This window comes from Cupriavidus sp. 96C5-1, from assembly GCF_057798855.1.
Genome location: NZ_JBYOJU010000027.1, coordinates 1 through 22,071, shown reverse-complemented (window position 1 = coordinate 22,071; position 22,071 = coordinate 1). Strand labels below are relative to the sequence as shown.

Genomic DNA, 22,071 nt, shown 5'->3' with positions numbered 1-22,071 from the left:
CGCGATCGGCCATTTTTCCTCACGGAGTCACCACGATGCAACCGCAACTGCCGATCGACGTCGATCCCGATACCGGCGTCTGGACCACCGATGCGCTGCCCATGCTGTATGTGCCGCGCCACTTCTTCACCAACAACCACGTCGCCGTGGAAGAGGCGCTCGGCCGCGATACGTACGCGGAAATCCTCTACAAGGCCGGCTACAAGTCCGCGTACCACTGGTGCGACAAGGAAGCGATGCTGCACGCGATCAGCGGGATGGCGGTGTTCGAGCACTACCTGAAGCGGCTGTCGCAGCGCGGCTGGGGACTGTTCTCGATCCTGGACGCCGATCCGGCGACGGCCCGCGCGCGCATTGCGCTGCGGCACTCGTCGTTCGTGCTCGCGCAGCCGGAAAAGGAGGGCAAGCTCTGCTACATGTTCGCCGGCTGGTTCGCTGGCGCGATGGACTGGGTCAATGACACGACGCCAGCAGGCAAGGGCGCACCGCGCGCGCAGTCGAAGGAGGTGCAGTGCGCGGGCGAGGGTCACGATCATTGCGTGTTCGAAGTGTCGCCAATCGCCCACTAAGCAAACTCCACCGACCGAACCAGTCCGCACTACGAAACATACAAACGCCAGAGGTCGTCCGCGATGCGTTATCCCCACTTGTTCAAACCTTTGCAGCTGAACCAGCTGACGCTGCGCAACCGGATCGTCAGCACCGCGCACGCCGAGGTGTATGCGGAGCCGGGCGGCCTGCCGGGCGACCGTTACATTCGCTATTACGAGGAGAAGGCAAAGGGCGGCGTCGGCCTGGCGATCTGCGGTGGCTCGAGCCCGGTGTCCATCGACAGTCCCCAGGGCTGGTGGAAGTCGGTAAACCTGGCGACCGACCAGATCATCGATCCGCTGTCGCGTCTCGCGGAGACGATGCACCGCCACGGCGCCAAGATCATGATCCAGGCCACGCATATGGGACGCCGCTCGGCGTTCCACGGCGAGCACTGGCCACACCTGATGACGCCTTCCGGCGTGCGCGAGCCGGTGCACCGCGGCAACGCGAAGATCATCGAGATCGAGGAGATCCGCCGGATCATCGCCGACTTCGCCGCCGCCGCGAAGCGCGTGCAGGACGCGGGGATGGACGGCATCGAAATCTCGGCCGCGCACCAGCACCTGATCGACCAGTTCTGGAGCCCCCGCACCAACTTCCGTACCGACGAATGGGGCGGCAGCCTGGAGAATCGCCTGCGCTTCGGCGTCGAGGTGCTGCAGGCGGTGCGCGAGGCTGTTGGGAAGGATTTCTGCGTCGGCCTGCGCATGTGCGGCGATGAGTTCCATGAGGACGGGCTCGATCACGAGCAGCTCAAGGAAATCGCGCAGGCGATGTCCGAATCGGGGCTGATCGACTATCTCGGCGTGATCGGCTCCGGCGCGGACACGCACAACACGCTCGCCAACTGCATGCCGCCGATGGCGCTGCCGCCCGAGCCGTTCGTGCATCTCGCCGCGGGCATCAAGGCGGTGGTCAAGGTGCCGGTGATGCACGCGCAGAGCATCCGCGACGCGGGCCAGGCCGAGCGCCTGCTCGCCAGCGGCATGGTCGACCTGGTCGGCATGACGCGTGCGCAGATGGCCGATCCGCATATGGTCATCAAGATCCGCGACGGGCGCGAGGACGAGATCAAGCAATGCGTCGGCGCGAACTACTGCATCGACCGCCAGTACAACGGCCTGGACGTGTTGTGCGTGCAAAATGCCGCGACGTCGCGCGAGGCGACCATGCCTCACCTGATCGAGAAGTCGCGCGGCCCGAAGCGCAAGGTCGTCGTGGTCGGCGCGGGTCCGGCGGGGCTGGAGGCGGCACGCGTCGCACGTTCGCGCGGACATGACGTCGTGCTGTTCGAGAAGAACGCCGAAGTGGGCGGGCAGATCATGCTGGCGTCGAAGGCGCCGCAGCGCGAGCAGATGGCGGGCATCGTGCGCTGGTTCGACATGGAGACCAAGCGCCTCGGCGTCGACCGGCGCCTGGGCGTCGAAGCCGACGCGAAGATGATCATGGCGGAGAAGCCGGACATCATCGTGCTGGCGACCGGCGGCCGCGCATTCTCCGACCAGGTGCCCGGGTGGGGCGTCGCCGAGGGGCTGGCGGTCAGCTCGTGGGATGTGCTGTCCGGGCGCGTCGAAGCGAAGCAGAACGTGCTGGTCTACGACGGCGTGAGCACGCACGCAGGCGCGGGCGTGGCCGACTACCTGGCCAGCCGCGGCGCGAAGGTGGAGATCGTCACGCCGGACGTGAAGGTTGCCGACGACTGCGGCGGCACGACGTTCCCGATCTTCTATCGCCGGCTGTACGAGCAGGGCGTGATCCACACCCCGAACTACTGGCTCGATCGCGTCTACGAGGAGGACGGCAAGAAGATCGCGGTGCTGCGCAACGAATACACCGAAGAACTCGAGGAGCGCGCGGTCGACCAGGTGGTGATCGAGAATGGTTCGACGCCGAACGACACCCTGTACTGGAAGCTGAAGCCGGAATCGGTCAACCGCGGCCAGGTCGACGTGCACAAGCTGTTCGCGGCGGAACCACAACCGTGCCTGTTGGAGACGCTCGGCAACGGCCGCTTCCTGTTGTTCCGGGTTGGCGACTGCATCTCGATGCACAACATCCACGGCGCGATCTACGACGCGCTGCGGCTCGTGAAGGATTTCTGACGATGAACCCGTCCAACCTGATTACCGTCCTGCTCTGGCTGTCGGTGGCGGGGCTCGCCTTCGCGGTGTTGAAGCGCGCGTCGTACTGGCGGCTTGGGCGGGCGAGCGCGCCCGGCGCGTTCGGCATTGCCAATCTGTTCACGATTCCCAAGCGCTATTTCGTCGACCTGCACCACGTGGTCGCACGCGATCCGTATATCGCCAAGACGCACGTCGCGACGGCCGGCGGTGCGATCGGCGCGCTTGCGCTCGTGTTCGTCAACTACGGTCTCGCCATCTACTCGCCCTGGCTCGACAAGCTGACCTTTGCCGCGGCGCTGGTGATGCTGGTCGGTGCGGTGTTCGTGTGGCGCCGGCGCCGGGCGAAAGACGTGCCCGCGCGCTTGTCGAAGGGGCCGTGGAATACGCTGCCATGGTTGCTCGGTTCGTTCGCGCTCGGGCTCGCCCTGTTCTCACTGGTGCCGGCCGGTCTGATGTCGGGGGCGTTCGCCGTGTTCTGCGCGGTGCTGATCGCCGTCGGCGCGCTGGCCCTGACGGTCGGCGCAGCGCAAGGCGGGCCCATGAAGCATGCGATCGCGGGCCTGCTGCATCTCGCATTCCATCCGCGCCAGGAGCGCTTCGCGGCATCGCCCGAGTCGTACACCGGAAATGGCGCCGCCACGCCGCCGACCGCACTCAAGCTGCCCGACATCGAGCACCAGGAGTATGGCGTCGCCAAGCCGGTCGAGTTCCGCTGGAACCAGCTGCTGAGCTTCGACGCGTGCGTGCAGTGCGGCAAGTGCGAGGCCGCATGTCCGGCGTTCGCTTCGGGCCAGCCGCTGAACCCGAAGAAGCTGATCCAGGATCTTGTCGTCGGGATGGCGGGCGGCTCCGATGCCGCGTACGCAGGCAGCCCGACGCCCGGCGTTCCGGTCGGCCGGCATCGCGGCGAGCCGAACGGCCCGATCGTATCCGGGCTGATCGAAGCGCAGACATTGTGGTCGTGTACCACGTGCCGCGCTTGCGTGCAGGAGTGCCCGATGCTGATCGAGCACGTCGATGCCATCGTCGACATGCGCCGCAACCAGACGCTTGAGCATGGCACCGTGCCGGGCAAGGGTGCGGAAGTGCTCGCGAACCTGCGCGAAACCGGCACGATGGGCGGCTACGATACGGCTGCGCGCTATGACTGGTCGGTCGACCTGAACGCCCCGGTGGCGCAGCCGGGCAAGACGGTCGACGTGCTGATCGTCGCCGGCGAAGGCGCGTTCGACATGCGCTATCAGCGCACGCTGCGCGCCTTTGTCAAGGTGCTGAACCAGGCGGGCATCGACTATGCGGTGCTCGGCGAGGTGGAAACCGACACCGGCGATGTCGCGCGCCGCCTGGGCGACGAGGCGACCTTCCAGCAGCTGGCGAAGCACCTGATCGGCACGCTCGGCACGCTATCGTTCGGGCAGATCGTGACGGCCGATCCGCACGTGATGCACAGCCTGCGCAACGAGTACCGCGCGCTGGGTCTGCGCGTCACGGTCAAGCATCACACGAGCTATCTGGCCGAGCTTGCGTCGAGCGGGCTGATCGCGCCGAAAGCGGTCGAGGCGCTGCGCGACAAGCGCATCACCTATCACGATCCCTGTTATCTCGGCCGCTACAACGGCGAAACCGAAGCCCCGCGCAAGCTGCTGAAGACGATCGGCATCCAGGTGGTCGAGATGGAACGCAACGGCATGCGCGGGCGCTGCTGCGGCGGCGGGGGTGGCGCACCATTGACGGATATTCCCGGCAAGCAGCGCATTCCCGACATCCGCATCGCCGACGCGCGCGCGGTGGGCGCGGACGTGGTTGCGGTTGGGTGCCCGAACTGCACGGCGATGCTGGAAGGCGTCGTCGGCCCGCGCCCTGACGTGCTCGACGTGGCTGAGCTGGTCGCCGCCTCGCTGGAGTGAATCGATGGACACGACTAAACGAATCGACCCGCGCCGGCCGTTCATCATCACGGCGGCGGGCCTCAGGCGGGTCACGCTGGGCGAGTCCGGCAGCGCGGACGCAAGCGCCGCGCACTGGCCCGCGCACGGCCACGCAGCCGAGGCGGCAAAGCCGCGGAGGATGGTGAAGGCGCCGCGCTATGTGCTGCTCGTCGCCGCGCGCAGCGAACGCGGCGCGCTGGACGAGCATGCGCGCCAGGCAGTCGCGGCGGCCGCGCTGCTCGCCGATGCGCAGACCGAAGTGGTGCTGATGGTGTTCGGGGAACTGAAGGACGACGCGGCGGAGCTCGGCGTCGACAAGCTGATCGCGCTGCCCGAGTTCGACCGGCGCACGTTCGCGCCAGACAGCGAGCTGCGGGCACTGCAGGCGTGCGCGACGGCGCTGTCACCCCGGCATGTCTTCCTGCCCGACAACGCAAACGGCGACGGCGATCTCGGCCGGCGATACGCGGCTGCGGCGGGCGCCAGCGTCGCGACGGAAGTGGTCGAGATCGACGCGCGGCACGTCGGCGTGTATGCGCACGCCAAGCGTGCGTTCGCGACCCGCGCGCTGCCCGAGGTCATTCTGCTCGCGCCGGGGGCGGTTGACACGAAGCTGCCGTTCACCGGCGCGGGCGAGCGCCTGTCCGGCGAGTTCCTGCACGCCAGGGGAGGGGCGCAACTGTATCGCGACCTCGGTGTCGAGGAAATCGATGCCGCCCAGGTCGCGCTGGAGGAGGCGGACTTCATCGTGGCGGCCGGCAACGGCGTGACCGACGTCGGCGCGTTCGCGCGGCTTGCGGGCGCGTTCGGCGCGGCGATCGCCGCCAGCCGCGTCGCGGTCGACAACGGGAATTTCGCGCGTGACAAGCAGGTCGGCGCGACCGGCAAGACGGTCGAGGCCAGCGTCTACATTGCGTTCGGCATCTCTGGCGCGGTGCAGCACCTGCAAGGCATCAAGGACTGCCGTCACGTGATCGCAGTCAATCTGGACGGCAGCGCGCCGATCGCCAGACGCGCGAACCTGACCATCGTCGGCGATGCGCAGGCAACGATCGCCGCACTGATCGAGCAGGTGCAGGCCGCGCGCCCCGCACGGGGACAGCAGCAGGCCGCAGCCCGTCCCCGCGAAGCCGCAGGAGCCGCAGCATGAACTCCCCCACACAAGTGCAACGTATCGCGGTGCTGGTGTCCGTCGGCCGCCATCCAGTCAGCGGCGCACCGCGCTACAGCCGCAACGACGCCGCCGCGCTCGAGCTCGGCCGTGGCCTCGCGGAAAAATATCGCGCGCAGCTCGCCGTGATTCACGCGGGCGACGCCGCCGATCCCGCGCTCAACGACTACCTGGCGCTCGGCGCGAGCGAAGTCCAGGTGCTCGCTTGCGCGGGTGGCGAAGACGCCGCGCGCGCGCTTGCGGCGTACGTGAAGGACTATGACCTCGTGCTGACCGGCACCCGCGCCGAGGGCGCATACGACACAGGAATGTTGCCCTACCGCGTTGCAGCGGCGCTCGGCCGGCCACTGGTCGGATCGGCCGTCGACGTCGACATCGCCGGTGGTCGCGTCGCCGTGCGGCAGTTCCTGCCAAAGGGCCTGCGCCGGCGCGTCGATGCCACGCTGCCCGCGGTGGTTGCCGTACATCCGCTCGCGAACGCCCAGCCGCGCTATGCGTACGCGCGGCTGCGCGCGGGCACGATCCGGCCGGTGCCGGCGGCGCGATGCGAAGACGGCGCCGCCGCCGCATGGACGCTCGGCGCCGTCGAGCGCAAGCCGGTCCGGCTGGCCGCCGCCGAGAAGCGCTCAGGGCATGCCCGGATGCTGTCGGCGACGACGACCGAGAGCCGCGGTGGGAACGTCGTAAATGGTGGGACTTCGGTCGAAAAAGCACAAGTGATCCTCGCCTACTTGCGCGAGCATCAACTCATCGACTACTGACACGTTGCCGGTCTGTCGGCAAGCAACCAGGGATGCAGGAAATCCGGAGCAAACAATGAACGTATCGGCAGACATTCGCGCGCTGGTGGAGCGGCGCAAGGCGGGATACAGCCTCGAGGCGCCTTTCTATCTGAGCGAGGAGATTTTCGCGCTGGACATGGAGGCGATTTTCCGCAAGCACTGGGTCCAGGTGGCGGTCGAGCCTGACGTGCCAGAGCCGGGCGATTTTGTGACGGTCGAGCTCGGCCACGACTCGATCCTGATCGTGCGCGACGATGACATGCAGATCCGCGCGTTCCACAACGTCTGCCGCCATCGCGGCGCGCGGCTGTGCAACGCGGACAAGGGTACGGTCGGCAACATCGTCTGCCCGTATCACAGCTGGACCTACAACCTGAACGGCGACCTGATGTTCGCCGAGCACATGGGCGAGAAGTTCGACCGCTGCAAGCACAGCCTGAAGTCCGTTCACGTCGAGAACCTTGCCGGCCTGATCTTCGTCTGCCTCGCGGACGAGCCGCCAGCCGACTTCGCGGCGATGCGCGCCGCGATGGAGCCGTACCTGCTGCCGCACAACCTGGCGGGCACCAAGGTCGCGGCGCAGATCGATGTGCTCGAGAAAGGCAACTGGAAGCTCACGATGGAGAACAACCGCGAGTGCTATCACTGCGTGGCGAACCATCCGGAGCTGACCATTTCGTTGTACGAGTACGGTTTCGGCTATCAGCGCTCGCCCGCCAACGCCGAGGGCATGGAAGCGTTCGAGCGCACCTGCATCGAGCGTGCCGCGGAATGGGAGGCGATGAGCCTGCCATCGGCGGAGATCGAGCAACTGCTCGACACCACTGGCTTCCGTACCCAGCGCCTGCCGCTCGACCGCAGCGGCGAATCGCAGACGCTTGACGCCAGGGTAGCGTCGAAGAAGTTGCTCGGCAAGTTCGAGCAAGCCGACCTGGGCGGGCTCTCGTTCTGGACGCAGCCGAACTCGTGGCATCACTTCATGAGCGACCACATCGTCACGTTCTCGGTGATCCCGCTGTCGGCCGGCGAAACGCTGGTTCGCACCAAGTGGCTGGTCCACAAAGATGCGCGGGAGGGCGTCGATTATGACGTGAAGAACCTGACCGCGGTGTGGAACGCGACCAACGACCAGGATCGCGCGCTGGTTGAGTACTCGCAGTGTGGCGCGGGCAGCAGCGCGTACGAGCCCGGCCCGTACTCGCCATTCACCGAAGGCCTGGTCGAGAAGTTCTCGGCCTGGTATATCGGCCGGCTGGCCGAGCAGATCGGCGCGTAGGCGCAACAGCGGAGGCAGACATGATGCGCGATGCGGTCTTTACCGAGCCAGCGGAGAGCCGGGTGACCCGCCCGGCGTTCTGGAGCGCGCTCCCCGAGCGCTGGACGAGCGAGGTCGAGGAGGCGCTCGTGTGCTGCCACGTGCGGCAGGAAACGCACGACGTGAAGAGTTTCTTCTTCCGCTCGCCGGAGGGGAGGGCGTTTGTGTTCGAGCCGGGGCAGTTCATCACGCTCGAGCTGGATATCGAGGGCGAGACGATCAATCGCTGCTACACGATCTCGTCGTCGCCGGCGCGGCCGCACACCATCTCGATCACGGTCAAGCGCGTGCCGGACGGCAGGGTGTCGAACTGGCTGCATGACCATCTGAAGCCGGGGTCGTCGATCCGCGTGCTCGGCCCGGCCGGCGAGTTCACGTGCACGCGCCATCCGGCGCGCAAGTACCTGTTCCTGTCCGCGGGCTCCGGCATCACGCCACTGATGTCGATGAGCCGGGCGCACCACGATCTCGCCGAGGATCGGGACATCGTGTTCGTGCACAGCGCGCGCACGCCGGACGACATCATCTTCGCGCGCGAGCTCGATCTGATCGCGGCAAGCCATGCGAACTTCCGCACGTCCTTTGTCTGCGAGCGGGTTGGCGCGCGCACCAGCTGGCCGGGCGTGACGGGCTTCCTGTCGCTGCCGTTGCTCAAGCTGGTCGCGCCGGACTTCATGGAGCGCGAGATCTTCACGTGCGGGCCAGCGCCGTACATGAAGGCGGTGCGCGGCCTGCTCGACGAGGCGGGCTTCGAGCGCAGCCGCTACCACGAGGAGAGCTTCTCGTTCGAGGCACTGACCGCAGAGGCCAACGAGCCGGTCGCCGATGCCGCCGCGGCGGCATCGGCGCAGTTCAATGTCAGCTTCGCCAGGAGCCAACGCGAGATCCTCTGCGGCGCGGCGCAGCATGTGCTCGACGCGGCGCGCCAATCTGGCGTGCGGCTGCCGGCGTCGTGCACGCAGGGGATGTGCGGGACCTGCAAGGTCAGGCTGGTTGCCGGGCAGGTCGAGATGAAGCACAACGGCGGCATCCGCCAGCGCGAGATTGACCAGGGCATGGTGCTGCTGTGCTGCAGCAAGCCGCTGTCGGATCTCGTGATCGATAAGTAAGAAGGGACGCCTGCCAGGCGGATGGCGCAGCACGAAGTTCGTCGCAATGCCTGGCCAGGGCGACGACGATTCCAACTAAACGGGGCGCTACCGCTCCGGCCACTGGAGGTATGCCATGAAGCTCTTTGCAAAGGTGTTTTGGGCCGGCGCAGCGTCGGTGATGATGACATGGAGCGCGCTGGCGCTGGGGGATGCCAAGCCGATCTTGAAGATAGGCTACGTCGAGGGTTGGGACGACAGCGTCGCGACGACGAATGTCGCCGCACGGATCATCGAAAAGAAACTGGGGTACCCGGTGCAACTGGTGCCGGTCGCGGCGGGCGTGATGTGGCAGGGCGTCGCGCGCGGCGATCTCGATGCGACGCTGTCCGCCTGGCTGCCGGTGACGCAGGGCGCGTACTGGGATCAGTTCAAGGCCAAGGTCGTCAATCTCGGACCGAACTTCACAGAGGCAAGGATCGGCCTGATCGTTCCCGCGTCGGTGAGCGCGAAGAGCATCGATGAGCTGAACGCGCAGAAGGCGGCGTTCGAAGGCCGCATCGTTGGCATCGATGCCGGTGCCGGCGTGATGCGCAAGGCTTCCGAGGCGATCAAGAGTTATGGGCTCAGTTATTCGCTGATGCCGAGCTCGGGCAGCGCGATGACGGCCGAGCTGGCGCGCTCGATGAACGCGAACAAGCCGGTGATCGTCACGGGCTGGGCGCCGCACTGGATGTTCGCGAAGTGGAAGCTGCGTTTCCTGGAGGATCCGAAGAAGGTGTTCGGCGATGCCGAGCATGTCGACAGCATCGTGAACCCGGGCCTGGAGACGAAGGCCAAGCCGGTTGTCGTATTCCTGAGGAAGTTCCAGTGGAAGCCGGGCGAGATCGATAGCGTGATGCTGGCGATCCAGAGCGGCACCAAGCCCGATGCGGCCGCCGATGCATGGATTGCCGCGAATGCGGAACGCGTGAATGCATGGGTGGAGGGCGAGCATTAATCCGGCACGCGACCCAAGGAGACAGTATGCGCCGGCCATGATCGCATCGCGATCGTGGCCTGTGTGCATTTAGCTTACTGAAACACGACTGTCCGGTCCCCGTTCAGGAACACCCGTCGTTCGATGAACGCCTTGACGGCGCGCGCCAGCGTGATGCACTCAACGTCGCGCCCGACGGCAAGCAGCTGGTCAGGCCGGTAAGAATGATCGACGCGCTCGACGACCTGCTCGATGATCGGGCCTTCGTCGAGATCGTCGGTGACGAAATGCGCGGTCGCGCCAATCAGCTTGACGCCGCGTGCATGCGCCTGGTGATACGGCTTCGCGCCCTTGAAGCCGGGCAGGAACGAGTGGTGGATGTTGATCGCGCAATTGGCCAACCGGGCGCTTGTCTGTGGCGACAGCACCTGCATGTAGCGCGCAAGGATGACCAGCTCCGCGCCGCTCGACCCGAACAGGTCCAGCCATTGCGCTTCCTGCTGCGCCTTGGTTTCGGGCGTGATGGGAAAGTGCCGGAACGGCAGGGCATGCTGCCGGGCGAGCGGCTCCAGGTCGGGATGGTTGGATGCGATCCCAACGATGTCCATCGTCAACTCGCCCATGCGCCAGCGGAACAGCAGGTCCGCGAGGCAATGCTCGAGCTTCGACACCATGATCAGCACCTTCGGGCGCGCGTACGCGTCGTGGATCGCCCATTGCATGCCGAAGCCTTCCGCTATCGGCGTGAACTCCTGGCGCAACACGTCGACGCGCAGTGCTTGTTCGCACGTCGGATGGAAGACGCAGCGCAGGAAGAAGCGGTTGCTCAGGTCGTCGTCGAAGACGGTCAGTTCATCGATGTAGCAGCGGTGACGCTCGAGCAGGCCGACCACGGCGGCGACCTGACCGGGTGCGCTCGGGCACGACAGCGTCAGGATGAATTGTTGTGAACGTGACAGCGCGTCCATACGATTCCTCTGTTGGGTTGAATGGCGCGGCGCGCGCAGCGTGCGCACGCATACCATGCGCGAAGTAGAGCAGGAGGAATGGCGGCCCGGATAGAACCGAAGCGCCGCGGGCATGGTATCGGCCCGTCATGCCGGAGCTTGCGGTGCGGGATGCTGTTGTCACGAACCGGCGGCGGGCATGGGGCGCTACGGAACCATTCGGCGTCGTTTGTGAACAGGCGACGCCAGAGAAAAAATTCCCTTGTTCGCCGTTGTCGTATTTCTGCAAGCGCTTGTCGGAATTAGTCGGCAGGCGGGGGCCTTTTCTGGCAACTATGTAGGTATCGCGCAATTGCGCTTGTAATGCGACGGATCAGGTTGGCCGAGGGCATTCCAGGAAAAAGGTAGCAATACGCCGGCAACGCTCCCCGGACGAGAGGGAAACGCAGGTAAGGCTTTGCTATGTGATGTGTGAGTCCCCGCAGAATCAGGAGAAGATTTCGATGGATAGTCCAAAGGTCGTGGTCGAAGGTCTGTGCAAGGTATTCGGAAGCAATCCGAAGCAGGCGCTCGATATGCTCGCATCCGGTTCGACGAAAGACGAAGTGTTCAGGCGCACCGGCCAGGTCGTCGGCGTGCACAACGTGTCGTTCGAGGTGCAGGAAGGCGAAATCTTCGTGCTGATGGGCCTGTCAGGCTCCGGCAAGTCGACGTTGATCCGTCTCGTGAACCGGCTCGTCGATCCGACCGCCGGCAAGGTGCTGATCGGTGGCCGCGACGTGGCGGCCGTAAGCTGCTCGGAACTGATCGCACTGCGCCGCACGGACATGAGCATGGTGTTCCAGTCGTTCGCGCTGATGCCGCAGCGCACCGTGCTTGCGAACGCCGCATTCGGGCTGGAGGTGGCGGGCGTGAGCAGGAAGGAACGTGAGCGCCGCGCCATGGATGTGCTCGAGCAGGTCGGCCTGGCGACGTTTGCGCAGAAGCTGCCGCGCGAGTTGTCGGGCGGCATGCAGCAGCGCGTCGGCCTTGCGCGCGCGCTCGCCGTCAACCCGTCGCTGATGATCATGGACGAAGCGTTCTCGGCGCTCGATCCGCTCAAGCGCAAGGAGATGCAGAACGTGCTGCTGCAGCTGCAGAAGGAGCATCGGCGCACGATCATGTTCGTGTCGCACGACCTGGAGGAGGCGCTGCGCATTGGCAGCCGGATTGCGATCATGGAAGGCGGCCGCCTGGTCCAGGTCGGCACGCCGCAGGAAATCATCGCGAAGCCGGCCGACGACTACGTCCGCACGTTCTTCGACGGCATCGACACCAGCCGCTACCTGACCGCCGGCGACCTGATGCAGACCGACGCCGTGCCGCTCGTGTCAAAGAACGATGCCGCGAGCATCGCCAGGACCCTGAATGGCCACGCCGGCTATGCCTTTGTGCTGGATGCCCAACGCAGGATCCGTGGCTGCGTCATGCGCGACGCTGCGCCAGACGTGCAGCCGATCGAAAGCATCCGGCGCGATGCGTCGCTCGACCACGTTGTCGCGCGCGTCGTCGCGAGCCCGAACGCGCTGCCGGTCGTGGACGACGACGGCTGCTACTGCGGCTCGGTCGACCGGGCCATCATCCTGAAAGCCATCACGCACTCGCGAGGTAACCATGTCTGATCTTCTTCCGCTTGGCCGCTGGGTCGACCAGTCCGTCCATTACCTGCTCGATCACGACGCGGCGACGTTCGACGCGATCGGGCGCGCGATCGAGGGGCTTGCCGCATTGATCGAGCGCGGCCTGCAGGCGGTGCCGATGTGGCTGATGATGGCGATCTTTATTGGCATCGGACTCTGGCGAGTCGGCTGGCGCTTCGCGCTCTTCACGGCCGCGTCGCTATACGTGATCTTCGCGACAGGATTCTGGGACCAGACCGTCATCACGCTGGGCCTCACGCTGTCGTCGACGATCATCAGCCTGATGCTGGGCATTCCGCTCGGCATCTGGGCGGCGAAGAGCAGGCTGGTTGCCGCCATCGTGCGTCCGATCCTCGACCTGATGCAGACGATGCCGGCGTTCGTCTACCTGATTCCTGCCGCGATGCTGTTCGGTCTCGGGCGCGTGCCGGGCATCCTGTCGACGGTGATCTTCGCGATGCCGCCCGCGGTGCGCCTGACGAGCCTTGGCATCCGCCAGGTGAACATGGAGATCGTCGAGGCCGGCCAGGCGTTCGGTTGCACGCCGTGGCAGCTTCTGTACAAGGTGCAGTTCCCGAACGCGCTGCCGTCTATCATGCAGGGAGTCAACCAGACGATCATGATGGCCCTGTCGATGGTGATCATCGCCTCGATGGTTGGCGCGGGCGGCCTGGGCAACGAGGTGCTGGCGAGCATCCAGCGGCTGGACATCGGCCTGGGCTTTGAGAGCGGCCTGTCGGTCGTGCTGCTGGCAATCATCCTCGACCGCATCACCGAGAGCTTCGGCCGCGCGCCGGGCACGGCGAAGGCACCGCTTTTCTCGGGGCTCAGGCAACTGTTCGGCGCCAAGGCCACGACAGCGCAAGCCTGATCCCGGGGTCAATCCGTTCGCCAGGAGAGCGATGTGAGGTCCGTTGCGTCCGTTGCCGCCGTACCAGCTGACAGCGTTTCACCTTCAATGCCGTCCCTCGCGCATTTCGGCTTCCTGGCGCTGCCTGAGTTCTCGATGATCGCGTTCTCGAGCGCGGTGGAAGTGCTGCGCATGGCGAACTATGTCGGGCGCGCCGAGCATTACACGTGGTCGGTCTATTCGCCAGACGGCGCGCCGGTGCACGCGAGCAACGGCATCGCGGTACGGCCGACGCGTGCATTGGATGGGACAAGACTGCCGGACGTGATGATCGTCTGCGGCGGCATTCGCATCCGCGACGTTGTCGACGACGGCACGCGCGCGGTGCTTAGCCAACTCGCCGGGCTGGATATTCCGCTCGGCGGCATCTGCACCGGTGCCTATGCGTTGATGGCAAGCAGGCTGCTCGACGGATACCGCTGCGCCGTGCATTGGGAGAACCGGTCCGCGCTGCACGACGAGTTCCCGCTGGTCCATTTCGCCGACGAACTGTTCGTCATCGACCGTGACCGGCTTACCTGCACGGGCGGCACCGCACCGATCGACATGATGCTGAATCTCGTCGGTCTGCGCTTCGGCCGACAGCTTGCCGTGCAGGTCTCTGAACAGTTCATTCTCGAGCGGATCCGCAGCGCGACCGATCCGCAGCCGATTCCCGTCGATGCGCGGGTTGGCCTCTCGCGCGCGGAGCTGATCGAGGTGGTGCGGCTGATGGAGGCGAATATTGAGGAACCGCTTTCGCTCGATGAGCTGGCGCGGCTCGTGCGGCTGTCGCAGCGGCATCTGCAGCGGATGTTCAAGCTCTATCTGAATGTGTCGCCGACCCACTACTACCTTACGTTGCGCCTGAAGCGCGCGCGCGACCTGCTGCGCACGACCAACGCGTCAATCGCCCGTGTGACGACCGTGTGCGGATTCCATTCGCCGTGCCATTTCAGCAAAGCGTACCGTGCGCAGTTCGGTCATGCGCCCAGCCACGAGCGCCGACCGACGGGATGATCACCGGAGGCGTAAGCGCCGCTCACTAGAGCCTCAGACGCCATGAACTCTTGCCCGCCGCGGTCGCTCGCGCGCAAAGGCCGGTGATGAGCCTCCAAGGAGAAGTGATTGGGGAGGTCACCAGCGGAACGTATAGTCCGACGCTTCAAATCGCCATCGCCTTGGCACTGATTACCCCTGACATCAAGTTTGGCTCATATGTGAGTGTTGAGGTCTACAACCAGAGAGTCTCTGCGAAAGTTGTTCGTCTGCCTTTCGTACGGGATGGGAGCAAAGTGCAGCAACAATAGGGAGGCTTTGTGCAGCTTCCAGCCAGGGATATCGCCAGACCAGTCGTCGCTGGATGAACCTGCGTTCGGAAAGCCCGGTTCGGCAGACCCTAGGGCCCTTGCATTGTCTAGGGCATGGCTAGAACAGCCACGAAGCTTACACCGCGCCCGCGCCCGCCACGCCACGCCAAAGCCATGATCGTCATCGATCCCGACTCAGGGGGCATGGTGTTCGGCCGGTGCCAGCATGTCGGCGAGCGGTGCCACGTTGGGTCGTCGCATTGCAGACTGACCCGTCCCCATGCCACCATGGCAGAATAGCGGTCGCCATTGGGGACGCCATTAGAATCGGGGGTAGGGTGGGTGCGGCCGGAGGTAGCGCCCGCGCCAATTCCCTTAGTCGCCGGAATCGACCGATGATCCATTTTGCTCGACGGCTGTTCGTTACGAGCCTAAGCGCCCTTTTACTGTCCTTCGCTTGCAACCAGTCATATGGGCAACTGGTTGTCAAAATTGGGGTGTCCAGTCCTCTTACCGGGATCAATGCCGCCAACGGCAAGGACATTGAGAACGGTGTTCGTCTCGCTGTTGAGGAAGCCAACGCGCAGCGCATCAAGGTGGATGGCCGGGACGCCCGCTTCGAGCTTGATTCGGTGGACGACCAAAGTGACCCGCGCATCGGCGTTCAGGCCGCCCAGAAGCTAGTTGATGACGGGGTGGCTGTCGTTGTCGGGTATTACAATTCAGGCGTTGCGCTTCCGTCCACGCTGATCTTCGCCAGCGCAGGTGTCCCGGTGATCCATCCGGCAGCGACCAATCCGGCCATCACGCATCAAGGCCTGAAGACGGTCTTCCGCATCATTGCGACCGATACGCAAAACTCCGGGACCGCGGGGAAGTACGCAGTCAATGTCATGAAGGGGCAGCGCATTGCGGCGATGGACGACCGCACCGCGTTCGGCCAGGGGGCAGTGGACGAATTTAGGAAGGCCGTCACCGGCGCCGGCGGCAAAATCGCGATCGCTGAATACACCAACGACAAGGCGGTCGAGTTCAGCGCGCAGCTCACGAACATCAGGGCCGCCAACGCCGACCTCCTGTTCTTCGCCGGCTTGGATAACCAGGCGGCGCTCATCACGAAACGGATGAGGGAACTCGGCATGCGCACCCAGTTCGTCGGAAGCGGTGGCATCGCCGACAGTATCTTCCTGAACGTTGCGGGTCCCGCTGCGGAAGGCGCGATGGCCTGGGAATACGGACGTCCTGTCGAAACGCTACCACAAGGCAAAGCCTTCATGCAGAAATTCAGGAAGCGCTTCGGCGCCGGCAGCCTCATCTATGCACCCTTCGCGTACGACGCCACGTGGGTGGCCATAAACGCGATCAAGCAGGCAAAGTCTGCGAAGTCGGCCGAATTCGTATCGGCGCTCCGGGCAACTCAATACGAGGGCATCACCGGGAGGATTGCCTTCGATCCGAACGGCGACCTGAAGAATCCGACGTCGACGCTCTATCAGGTAAAAGGTGGCCGCTGGGTTCCGGTAACGACGATCGGTACCGAATGACGTGACGATATTCGCGCCGGGACACGAGCGCGGCATAGTGCAAGGCGGCATCCGCGCCAAAAGGACGCACCCGGACCGCGAATTCCTCATCGGACATCTGCAGCGGGACTTCCCCTAACCCAGTCTTGTTGTCGTGGTCAAGTTTTTTCAGCCTGGTGTTTAGTCTTACTATGCCATAAAGAATTGTGCATTATATGTACTTCTTCATTGGAAGTGTAGAGTGCGTGAGCACGAGCGACCGATTTGCGAAGTACATGAATTACTTGGCGGAAGGATTGGACATGCAGATCGCCGGGCCGGCTTGGAAAGCTATTGCACTGGGCTGATGCTACCGCCGTCACGCAAGCGTATCGACGGCACGGGTTGAACCACTGCATGCCAGTACCCGGCATCAGTCGCTGCACCACTTCGTCTCTAGATCTGATTGGCCGGATGCGGCGTTGATGAGGCGCGTCCGGGAATGGGTGCAGCCTTTAATGCAAGCACCCAGCGGTCGTTATTGGATCATTGTGTGCCCGCCGGGTATCTCGCCGTTGCTGGCCAAACCAGCGATCGGTCGCGGCAGGCCACCGAAGTTATTGCGTCGGGCACCGCGCCATGAGCCTGCTTCGGTGAAGATCCTGGCTATGGCATTGCCTGCGGGTGCTTTCCAGGCGGTGACTTGGAGGGAGGGTACCAACACTGCCCTTATGTGGCGATTTGCGGCCGTCTCCGACGCCGGCTGCTCAACCGAGCTTCGACGAAGAACTTACCTTTACCGATCTTTACCGATCCGGAATTGCTTCTCCCTACGAATGGAGGGGGGAGCAAGGTGGTCTGAACTAGGGAAATGTCCGTATCATCTCCGACTCGAACCGAGCCGCATCGAGCGCGGTTATCCCCTTTCGCATCGCACGGCAATGAGCGGCACAAGCCAAGACCCGGCGAAGCGCACACTTGAGTCGGGCTCGCAATTCTCAAATCATCACACGTAGAACAGCAACATGGTGAACTTACTCGCGGGTCTCAGCATCCTGATCATTGGCGACAGCCACTTGTCGACACCCGGCTACCTCATCTCATCGCTTCACGACAACCTGACAAGGCAAGGCGCCGTCGTGCACACCATCGGGGTATGCGGTGCGCAGCCGGCCGCCTGGATCAAGACCACCCCCTCGGACTGCGGCGGCGCGGAGCGCGTCGGCACGGCCGCACCCGCGGTGTACGCCGGCACGGCGGCGCGCACCGTCAGCATCGAGCGCCTGGTCCAGAGCGAGCATCCAAACCTCATCCTAGTGGTGATGGGCGATACGATGGCGGCCTACAACCAGGCGGTATTCCCGCAAAACTGGATCTGGCAACAGGTCAGCCAGCTCACCGAAGCGCTGGGCAAGACCGGAACCGCTTGCGCGTGGGTCGGGCCGGCCTGGGGAAGTGAAGGCGGCAGATTCAAGAAGAACTTCGCGCGTGTCAAGCAGATGTCGGATTTCCTGGCATCCAATGTCTCGCCATGCACCTATGTCGATTCGCTGGCCATGTCGAAACCGGGACAGTGGCCAACCATCGACGGGCAGCATTTCACCAGCGCCGGCTACCGCTCGTGGGGCGCGGAAATCGCCAAGTCCGTGCTGCGGCTGCCGGTAGCCCAGAAGGCGGGCCGGCCATGATGTGGCGATGCCGGCGGGGAGCCCGTGTGTATCTTGCCGGCTTGCTCGCAACGGCGGTCTGGGCTTCCTTTGCGGGCGCCGCCGAGCCACAGCTGTATGAGACGGGACCGGCCATCGACTCGTCCTTCGTGCGTTTCGTCAACAGCACGGAGATGCCGCTGGAAGTCCGCTCCAACCGTAAGACAAGCCTCTCGGTGCCCACCGGTCAGCGTGTTTCCGCCTTCTTCCCGGTGCGGGCTGGAGCCAGTCTGGCCGGAGAGCTGAGCCAGGGCAGCGCGCGCCGCGCGATCAATATGGCAGTGAAGGCTGGCCAGTTCGTGACGGTAGTGGGCTCGGTCGGCGAGGGCGGTTCCCTGCTCGGCACGGCGGTGGTCGAGCCGCCCGCGGAGTTCACATCCCTGCGCGCTTCGCTTGCTCTCTATAACCTGGACTCCACCTGTGCAAAGGGGCAACTGCTCGCGGTGACGCAAAACGCCTTGGTTTTCCCCGATGTGCCGCCAGGCAGCGCGCAGCGGCGTGTGGTGAATCCGATCGGCCTCAAGGTGCAGGCGCAATGCGGTGGCGTAGCCGCGGGCGCCTCCCTCGATCTCGGCCACCTCGAAGCCGGGAAGCGCTACAGCGTATTCTTGGCAAAGGGGCCGCGCGGCTCCTTCGTGTTCGCCGTCACGGATGCTATCGCTCGGTAGCCCGCCCTGCCATGGTCTTCGCTTCCCTGGAGTTCTTGCTGCTGTTCCTGCCAGCCTTTCTGGCACTCTACATCCTCACTCCCGCCGCGCACAGGAATGTCACGCTCCTGCTGGGCAGCTGGGTGTTTTATGGCTGGTGGAGCCCGCTATACCTGGCCTTGTTCATCGCCCTGACGGGCCTGGCATGGTCGGGGGGAATGGCATTGGCACGCATGAAGGGCGAGCGCTCGGGACGTTGGCTGCTGTGGGTGCTTGTGACCATCAACCTCGCGGTGCTGGGCTGGTTCAAATACGCAAACATCGCGGTCGAGACGGTTGCCGCCGTTGCCATCCCCCTGTTCCCGGAGCTTGCGCGGTGGCAGCAGGTGGTTTTTCCGATCGGTCTCTCCTTCACCGTGTTGCAGGCCATTTCATACCTGGTCGATGTCCACGGGCAAACGGTGCGGGCCGAACGCAGCCCGTTGCGCTTCGCCACCTACCTGGCGATGTTCGGCCATCTGGTCGCCGGCCCCATTATTCGCTACGCGCGGATCGCGGGGGAGCTCAGGCGCCGCTCGCCTACCTGGCTCAGCTTCTCGCGCGGCGCCAAGCGCTTCATGACCGGGCTGTGCATGAAGGTTCTGATCGCCGACTCCCTGGCGCCGGTGGTGGATACTGCGTTTCCCCTCGCCGCGCCTTCCTTCGCGGATGCCTGGCTCGGCTGCCTTGCCTACGCGCTCCAGTTGTACTTCGACTTCGCCGGCTACAGCGCCATGGCGATCGGCCTGGGCCTGATGCTTGGCTTCCATTTCCCCGAGAACTTCCGGCATCCCTATCTCGCGGTGGACATCCAGGACTTCTGGCGGCGCTGGCATATCTCGCTCTCCGGCTGGCTGCGCGACTACCTGTACATTCCCCTGGGCGGCAACCGGCATGGCGCCGCGCGCACCAGCCTCAACCTGCTCGTCACCATGACCCTTGCCGGGATCTGGCATGGCGGAGACAGCTGGAACTATATGTTCTGGGGCGCCGCGCATGGGTTGGCCCTTTGTATCGCGCACTGGTGGCCGACCCGCATGCCGCGTGGCCTGTCCAGGCTGCTCACGCTCCTCTTCGTCATGCTGGCCTGGACCCTCTTCCGTTCGCATGACCTGGCCCAGGCCACGACCATGTACGCCGGCCAACTGGGGCTAAACGGATTCGTGCCGGGCGACGCCATGACCCTGGCACTGCGGCCCACCATGTGGCTGGCGTTCGCCGCAGGCATGGCCTGGATTGCCTGGCCCGCCATCGCCCGGACGCTACCCGTCCTCGCGCGCCTGGGCGGAGCCACCGCGGCGGCATCTTCGGTATCGGCGACGCTTGGTTTTCTGCTCTCGTGTTCGCTGGTTGCGAGCCGAGGTGCCATTCCCTTTCTTTACTTTCAATTCTGATGCCGGCCCGCCTTTCTCGTATCGGCAGGCATTGGGCGGTATCGTTGCCCGGTGTGGCCCTCGCTGTTTTTTGCACGATCGGCCTCCTGGCCGTACTGGCCGAGGCGGGTGGCGTCGCCGTGGACACGGCGCGCGCCGAAGCACGAAGCCACACCACAGATACCACCGGTACCCGTGTGCTGCGCGAGCAGGTGCAGGATTGGCTAGAGGGGACATCGGTTGCGAACCTGCTGGCGGCGCTTGGCAACGGCGCCCAGTGGTTGCTCGCCAGTGACCTCGGGCCCCGCGTGCGCGTCGGCTGCGACGGCTGGCTGTTCCTGGCGGACGAGCTGGTGGTCCATCCTCATGCGCAAGAGAACCGGTGGATGCGGCTCAGGCTGGTCGACACCGTGTCCAGGCAGCTCTCGGTCGACGGGACTCGCCTCCTGGTGGCCGTGGTGCCCGACAAGAGCCGTGTGGAACACCACAGGCTCTGCGGCCTATCCCGCCCAGGCCAGCTTGAACCTCGGCTACCAGACTGGCTCGCAAAGCTCCAGGCGCAGGGCGTGCCCACGCTCGGCCTTGCGCCCGCGCTCGAGCTGGGCACGCGGGACACTTTCCTGCGAACGGACACGCACTGGAACGAAGTGGGCGCGGAGGCGGCCGCGAGGCGGATCGCCGCCGAAGTCGCCGGCTTGCCGCTCGGCACCATGCCTTCGACCGAATACAGCATCGCCGATGGACCGCCTGCAAGCAAAACGGGCGACCTGGTCAGGCTGGCCGGTATTGCCGGTCTTCCGTCCCGGCTTCTGCCCGCCCCCGAACCGGTCCCGGCAAGGCAGGTGCTGCCCCGGCACAGCGCAAGCGGCGACCTCTTCGGTGAGACCGCCTATCCACGCATTGCGCTGATTGGCACGTCTTTTTCGCGAACCTCGAATTTCGCGGGCTATCTGGGCCTGCATCTGGGCTTGGCGGTCGCCAACCTCGCCGAGGACGGAGGCGGCTTCCTTGGCAGCATGAGCGCATACTTGGGCAGCGGCGACCGCAGGAAAACGCCGCCATCGTTGATCATATGGGAGATTCCCGAGCGTTTTCTCGACACACCGCTGTCTCAGGCGGAAGCCGCCTTGCTGCAAGGGCGGCAGGGTGGCCTGCGCCCCCAGCGCTAGCCGCTGGCCGGCATGCTTACTCCACGCCGTCCTCCACCCCGCATGACACGCCGATCTTCTCGATCAGACCGAGCAGCAGCAGCGCATAGCGCTTTTTTCTAGCACCGCTACCGATGGAAACTACGCCCGCCTGCCCGTGCGGGCATTGTGGGGCATGCGGCCTGAGCTGGGCGCCCATCCCGCTTGCGTTGAAAGCTCCCCCTTTCGCATGGCGAACAACGTGCTGTCCGTCCGCTGTGCCGGCAGAACGGCACAGTGAGGGCCAGGTGGCGGGGTTGCGAATACTTTCACGAACGTGAAAAATCCTCGGATGCGCCGACACCCGGGCTCAGCGGCACCGCCTCCGGTCTCGTCTGGGCTGGCGCCGCGGTGGCAGGCTTCCACCCAATCCGGTGCCGTTCTTGCGTGGCTTCGTGCCGCGCATCGTCCTCGGTATGCAGGTAGGCGCTGGTGGTGGCAATGGACGCGTGCCCGAAATTGTCCCGCACGAAGCGCAGGTCCACCTGCTGGTCCGTCATGTGCGAGCCAGCGGTATGGCGCAGCCAGTGCGCCGACGCGCTGGCCAGCAGGCCGGCCTGGCTTTCCCATTCGGGGCCGCGCGCGCGCAGCCGCTCGGCCGCCAGCGCGAACACCTCCTTCAGGATCAGGTGGAGAGCGCCACGCGACAAGGGCCGGGGCGCCCGGGTCTGGCCAATGACTGGCAGCACCAGGGGGCGATCTTCGCCGGGCATCGGGCTGGGCGGCAGGCCGTGGGCGCGGCGGTAGCGCGCCAGTTCTGCCACCAGCTCGTCGGTGGCCGGCACCAGCCGCGTCTTATTGCCCTTGCCGGT

The 22,071-nt window shown here is 65.1% G+C and carries 20 protein-coding genes and 1 pseudogene; 18 read left to right on the top strand and 3 right to left on the bottom strand.

Annotated elements, in window-relative coordinates:
• Positions 1-35 precede the first annotated feature (35 nt).
• From AC3FOF_RS25860 to AC3FOF_RS25825, 8 genes are all read left to right on the top strand, one after another.
• Positions 36-569 (top strand): 4-vinyl reductase, encoded by a 534-nt coding sequence (locus AC3FOF_RS25860; RefSeq protein ID WP_017225311.1) that lies wholly within the window; start codon positions 36-38, stop codon positions 567-569.
• A 63-nt stretch (positions 570-632) separates the two neighbouring features.
• A complete protein-coding gene (locus tag AC3FOF_RS25855) occupies positions 633-2,696 on the top strand; it encodes an oxidoreductase (protein ID WP_488728223.1) in 2,064 nt (687 codons plus the stop codon).
• A 2-nt stretch (positions 2,697-2,698) separates the two neighbouring features.
• Entirely contained in the window at positions 2,699-4,624 is a 1,926-nt protein-coding gene (locus tag AC3FOF_RS25850; RefSeq protein ID WP_488728290.1) for a (Fe-S)-binding protein, read from the top strand.
• Positions 4,625-4,628: 4 nt separating this feature from the next.
• Entirely contained in the window at positions 4,629-5,795 is a 1,167-nt protein-coding gene (locus tag AC3FOF_RS25845) for an electron transfer flavoprotein subunit alpha/FixB family protein (protein WP_488728222.1), read from the top strand.
• Entirely contained in the window at positions 5,792-6,577 is a 786-nt protein-coding gene (locus AC3FOF_RS25840; RefSeq protein WP_488728221.1) for an electron transfer flavoprotein subunit beta/FixA family protein, read from the top strand. The genes AC3FOF_RS25845 and AC3FOF_RS25840 overlap by 4 nt, the downstream gene beginning before the upstream one ends.
• A gap of 55 nt (positions 6,578-6,632) precedes the next feature.
• The gene (locus AC3FOF_RS25835; RefSeq protein ID WP_488728220.1) at positions 6,633-7,874 is read left to right on the top strand and encodes an aromatic ring-hydroxylating oxygenase subunit alpha; all 1,242 of its coding nucleotides are present in this window, start codon (positions 6,633-6,635) and stop codon (positions 7,872-7,874) included.
• 20 nt (positions 7,875-7,894) lie between these two features.
• Positions 7,895-9,022, top strand: a complete 1,128-nt coding sequence (locus AC3FOF_RS25830) for an FAD-binding oxidoreductase (RefSeq protein WP_488728219.1) — start codon at positions 7,895-7,897, stop codon at positions 9,020-9,022.
• 115 nt (positions 9,023-9,137) lie between these two features.
• On the top strand, positions 9,138-10,001 hold the full coding sequence (locus tag AC3FOF_RS25825) for a glycine betaine ABC transporter substrate-binding protein (RefSeq protein ID WP_017226215.1): 864 nt from the start codon (positions 9,138-9,140) through the stop codon (positions 9,999-10,001).
• A 74-nt stretch (positions 10,002-10,075) separates the two neighbouring features.
• Here the strand turns inward: AC3FOF_RS25825 and purU are convergent, their stop codons facing one another.
• Positions 10,076-10,948, bottom strand: coding sequence for a formyltetrahydrofolate deformylase (purU, locus tag AC3FOF_RS25820; protein ID WP_488728218.1), 873 nt, complete (start codon positions 10,946-10,948; stop codon positions 10,076-10,078).
• A 482-nt stretch (positions 10,949-11,430) separates the two neighbouring features.
• Here purU and AC3FOF_RS25815 point away from each other — a divergent pair, with 482 nt between their 5' ends.
• From AC3FOF_RS25815 to AC3FOF_RS25770, 10 genes and pseudogenes are all read left to right on the top strand, one after another.
• Positions 11,431-12,588 carry a quaternary amine ABC transporter ATP-binding protein gene (locus AC3FOF_RS25815; RefSeq protein WP_488728217.1) on the top strand — a complete coding sequence of 386 codons (1,158 nt, stop codon included), beginning with the start codon at positions 11,431-11,433 and terminating at the stop codon, positions 12,586-12,588.
• Positions 12,581-13,477, top strand: coding sequence for a choline ABC transporter permease subunit (choW, locus tag AC3FOF_RS25810; protein WP_488728216.1), 897 nt, complete (start codon positions 12,581-12,583; stop codon positions 13,475-13,477). The genes AC3FOF_RS25815 and choW overlap by 8 nt, the downstream gene beginning before the upstream one ends.
• An 87-nt stretch (positions 13,478-13,564) precedes the next feature.
• Positions 13,565-14,515 (top strand): GlxA family transcriptional regulator, encoded by a 951-nt coding sequence (locus tag AC3FOF_RS25805; RefSeq protein WP_276267334.1) that lies wholly within the window; start codon positions 13,565-13,567, stop codon positions 14,513-14,515.
• A 50-nt stretch (positions 14,516-14,565) separates the two neighbouring features.
• Complete coding sequence (locus AC3FOF_RS25800) at positions 14,566-14,805, top strand: glycine cleavage T C-terminal barrel domain-containing protein (protein ID WP_488728215.1); 240 nt, start codon at positions 14,566-14,568, stop codon at positions 14,803-14,805.
• A 395-nt stretch (positions 14,806-15,200) separates the two neighbouring features.
• The gene (locus tag AC3FOF_RS25795) at positions 15,201-16,349 is read left to right on the top strand and encodes a branched-chain amino acid ABC transporter substrate-binding protein (protein ID WP_488728214.1); all 1,149 of its coding nucleotides are present in this window, start codon (positions 15,201-15,203) and stop codon (positions 16,347-16,349) included.
• 224 nt (positions 16,350-16,573) lie between these two features.
• Positions 16,574-17,059, top strand: a pseudogene (locus AC3FOF_RS25790) (transposase); the annotation flags it as partial.
• A 273-nt stretch (positions 17,060-17,332) separates the two neighbouring features.
• Positions 17,333-17,995, top strand: a complete 663-nt coding sequence (locus tag AC3FOF_RS25785) for an SGNH/GDSL hydrolase family protein (protein WP_017226207.1) — start codon at positions 17,333-17,335, stop codon at positions 17,993-17,995.
• On the top strand, positions 17,992-18,681 hold the full coding sequence (locus tag AC3FOF_RS25780) for a cell division protein FtsQ (RefSeq protein ID WP_488728213.1): 690 nt from the start codon (positions 17,992-17,994) through the stop codon (positions 18,679-18,681). Before AC3FOF_RS25785 ends, AC3FOF_RS25780 begins: the two co-directional genes overlap by 4 nt.
• A gap of 11 nt (positions 18,682-18,692) precedes the next feature.
• The gene (locus tag AC3FOF_RS25775; protein ID WP_488728212.1) at positions 18,693-20,093 is read left to right on the top strand and encodes an MBOAT family O-acyltransferase; all 1,401 of its coding nucleotides are present in this window, start codon (positions 18,693-18,695) and stop codon (positions 20,091-20,093) included.
• Positions 20,093-21,241 (top strand): alginate O-acetyltransferase AlgX-related protein, encoded by a 1,149-nt coding sequence (locus AC3FOF_RS25770; RefSeq protein WP_488728211.1) that lies wholly within the window; start codon positions 20,093-20,095, stop codon positions 21,239-21,241. Before AC3FOF_RS25775 ends, AC3FOF_RS25770 begins: the two co-directional genes overlap by 1 nt.
• 16 nt (positions 21,242-21,257) lie before the next feature.
• Here AC3FOF_RS25770 and AC3FOF_RS25765 read toward each other — a convergent pair whose 3' ends face one another.
• Entirely contained in the window at positions 21,258-21,419 is a 162-nt protein-coding gene (locus tag AC3FOF_RS25765) for a hypothetical protein (RefSeq protein WP_488728210.1), read from the bottom strand.
• A gap of 109 nt (positions 21,420-21,528) precedes the next feature.
• On the bottom strand, positions 21,529-22,071 hold a 543-nt coding region (locus AC3FOF_RS25760), incomplete at its 5' end, for a tyrosine-type recombinase/integrase (RefSeq protein ID WP_488728209.1).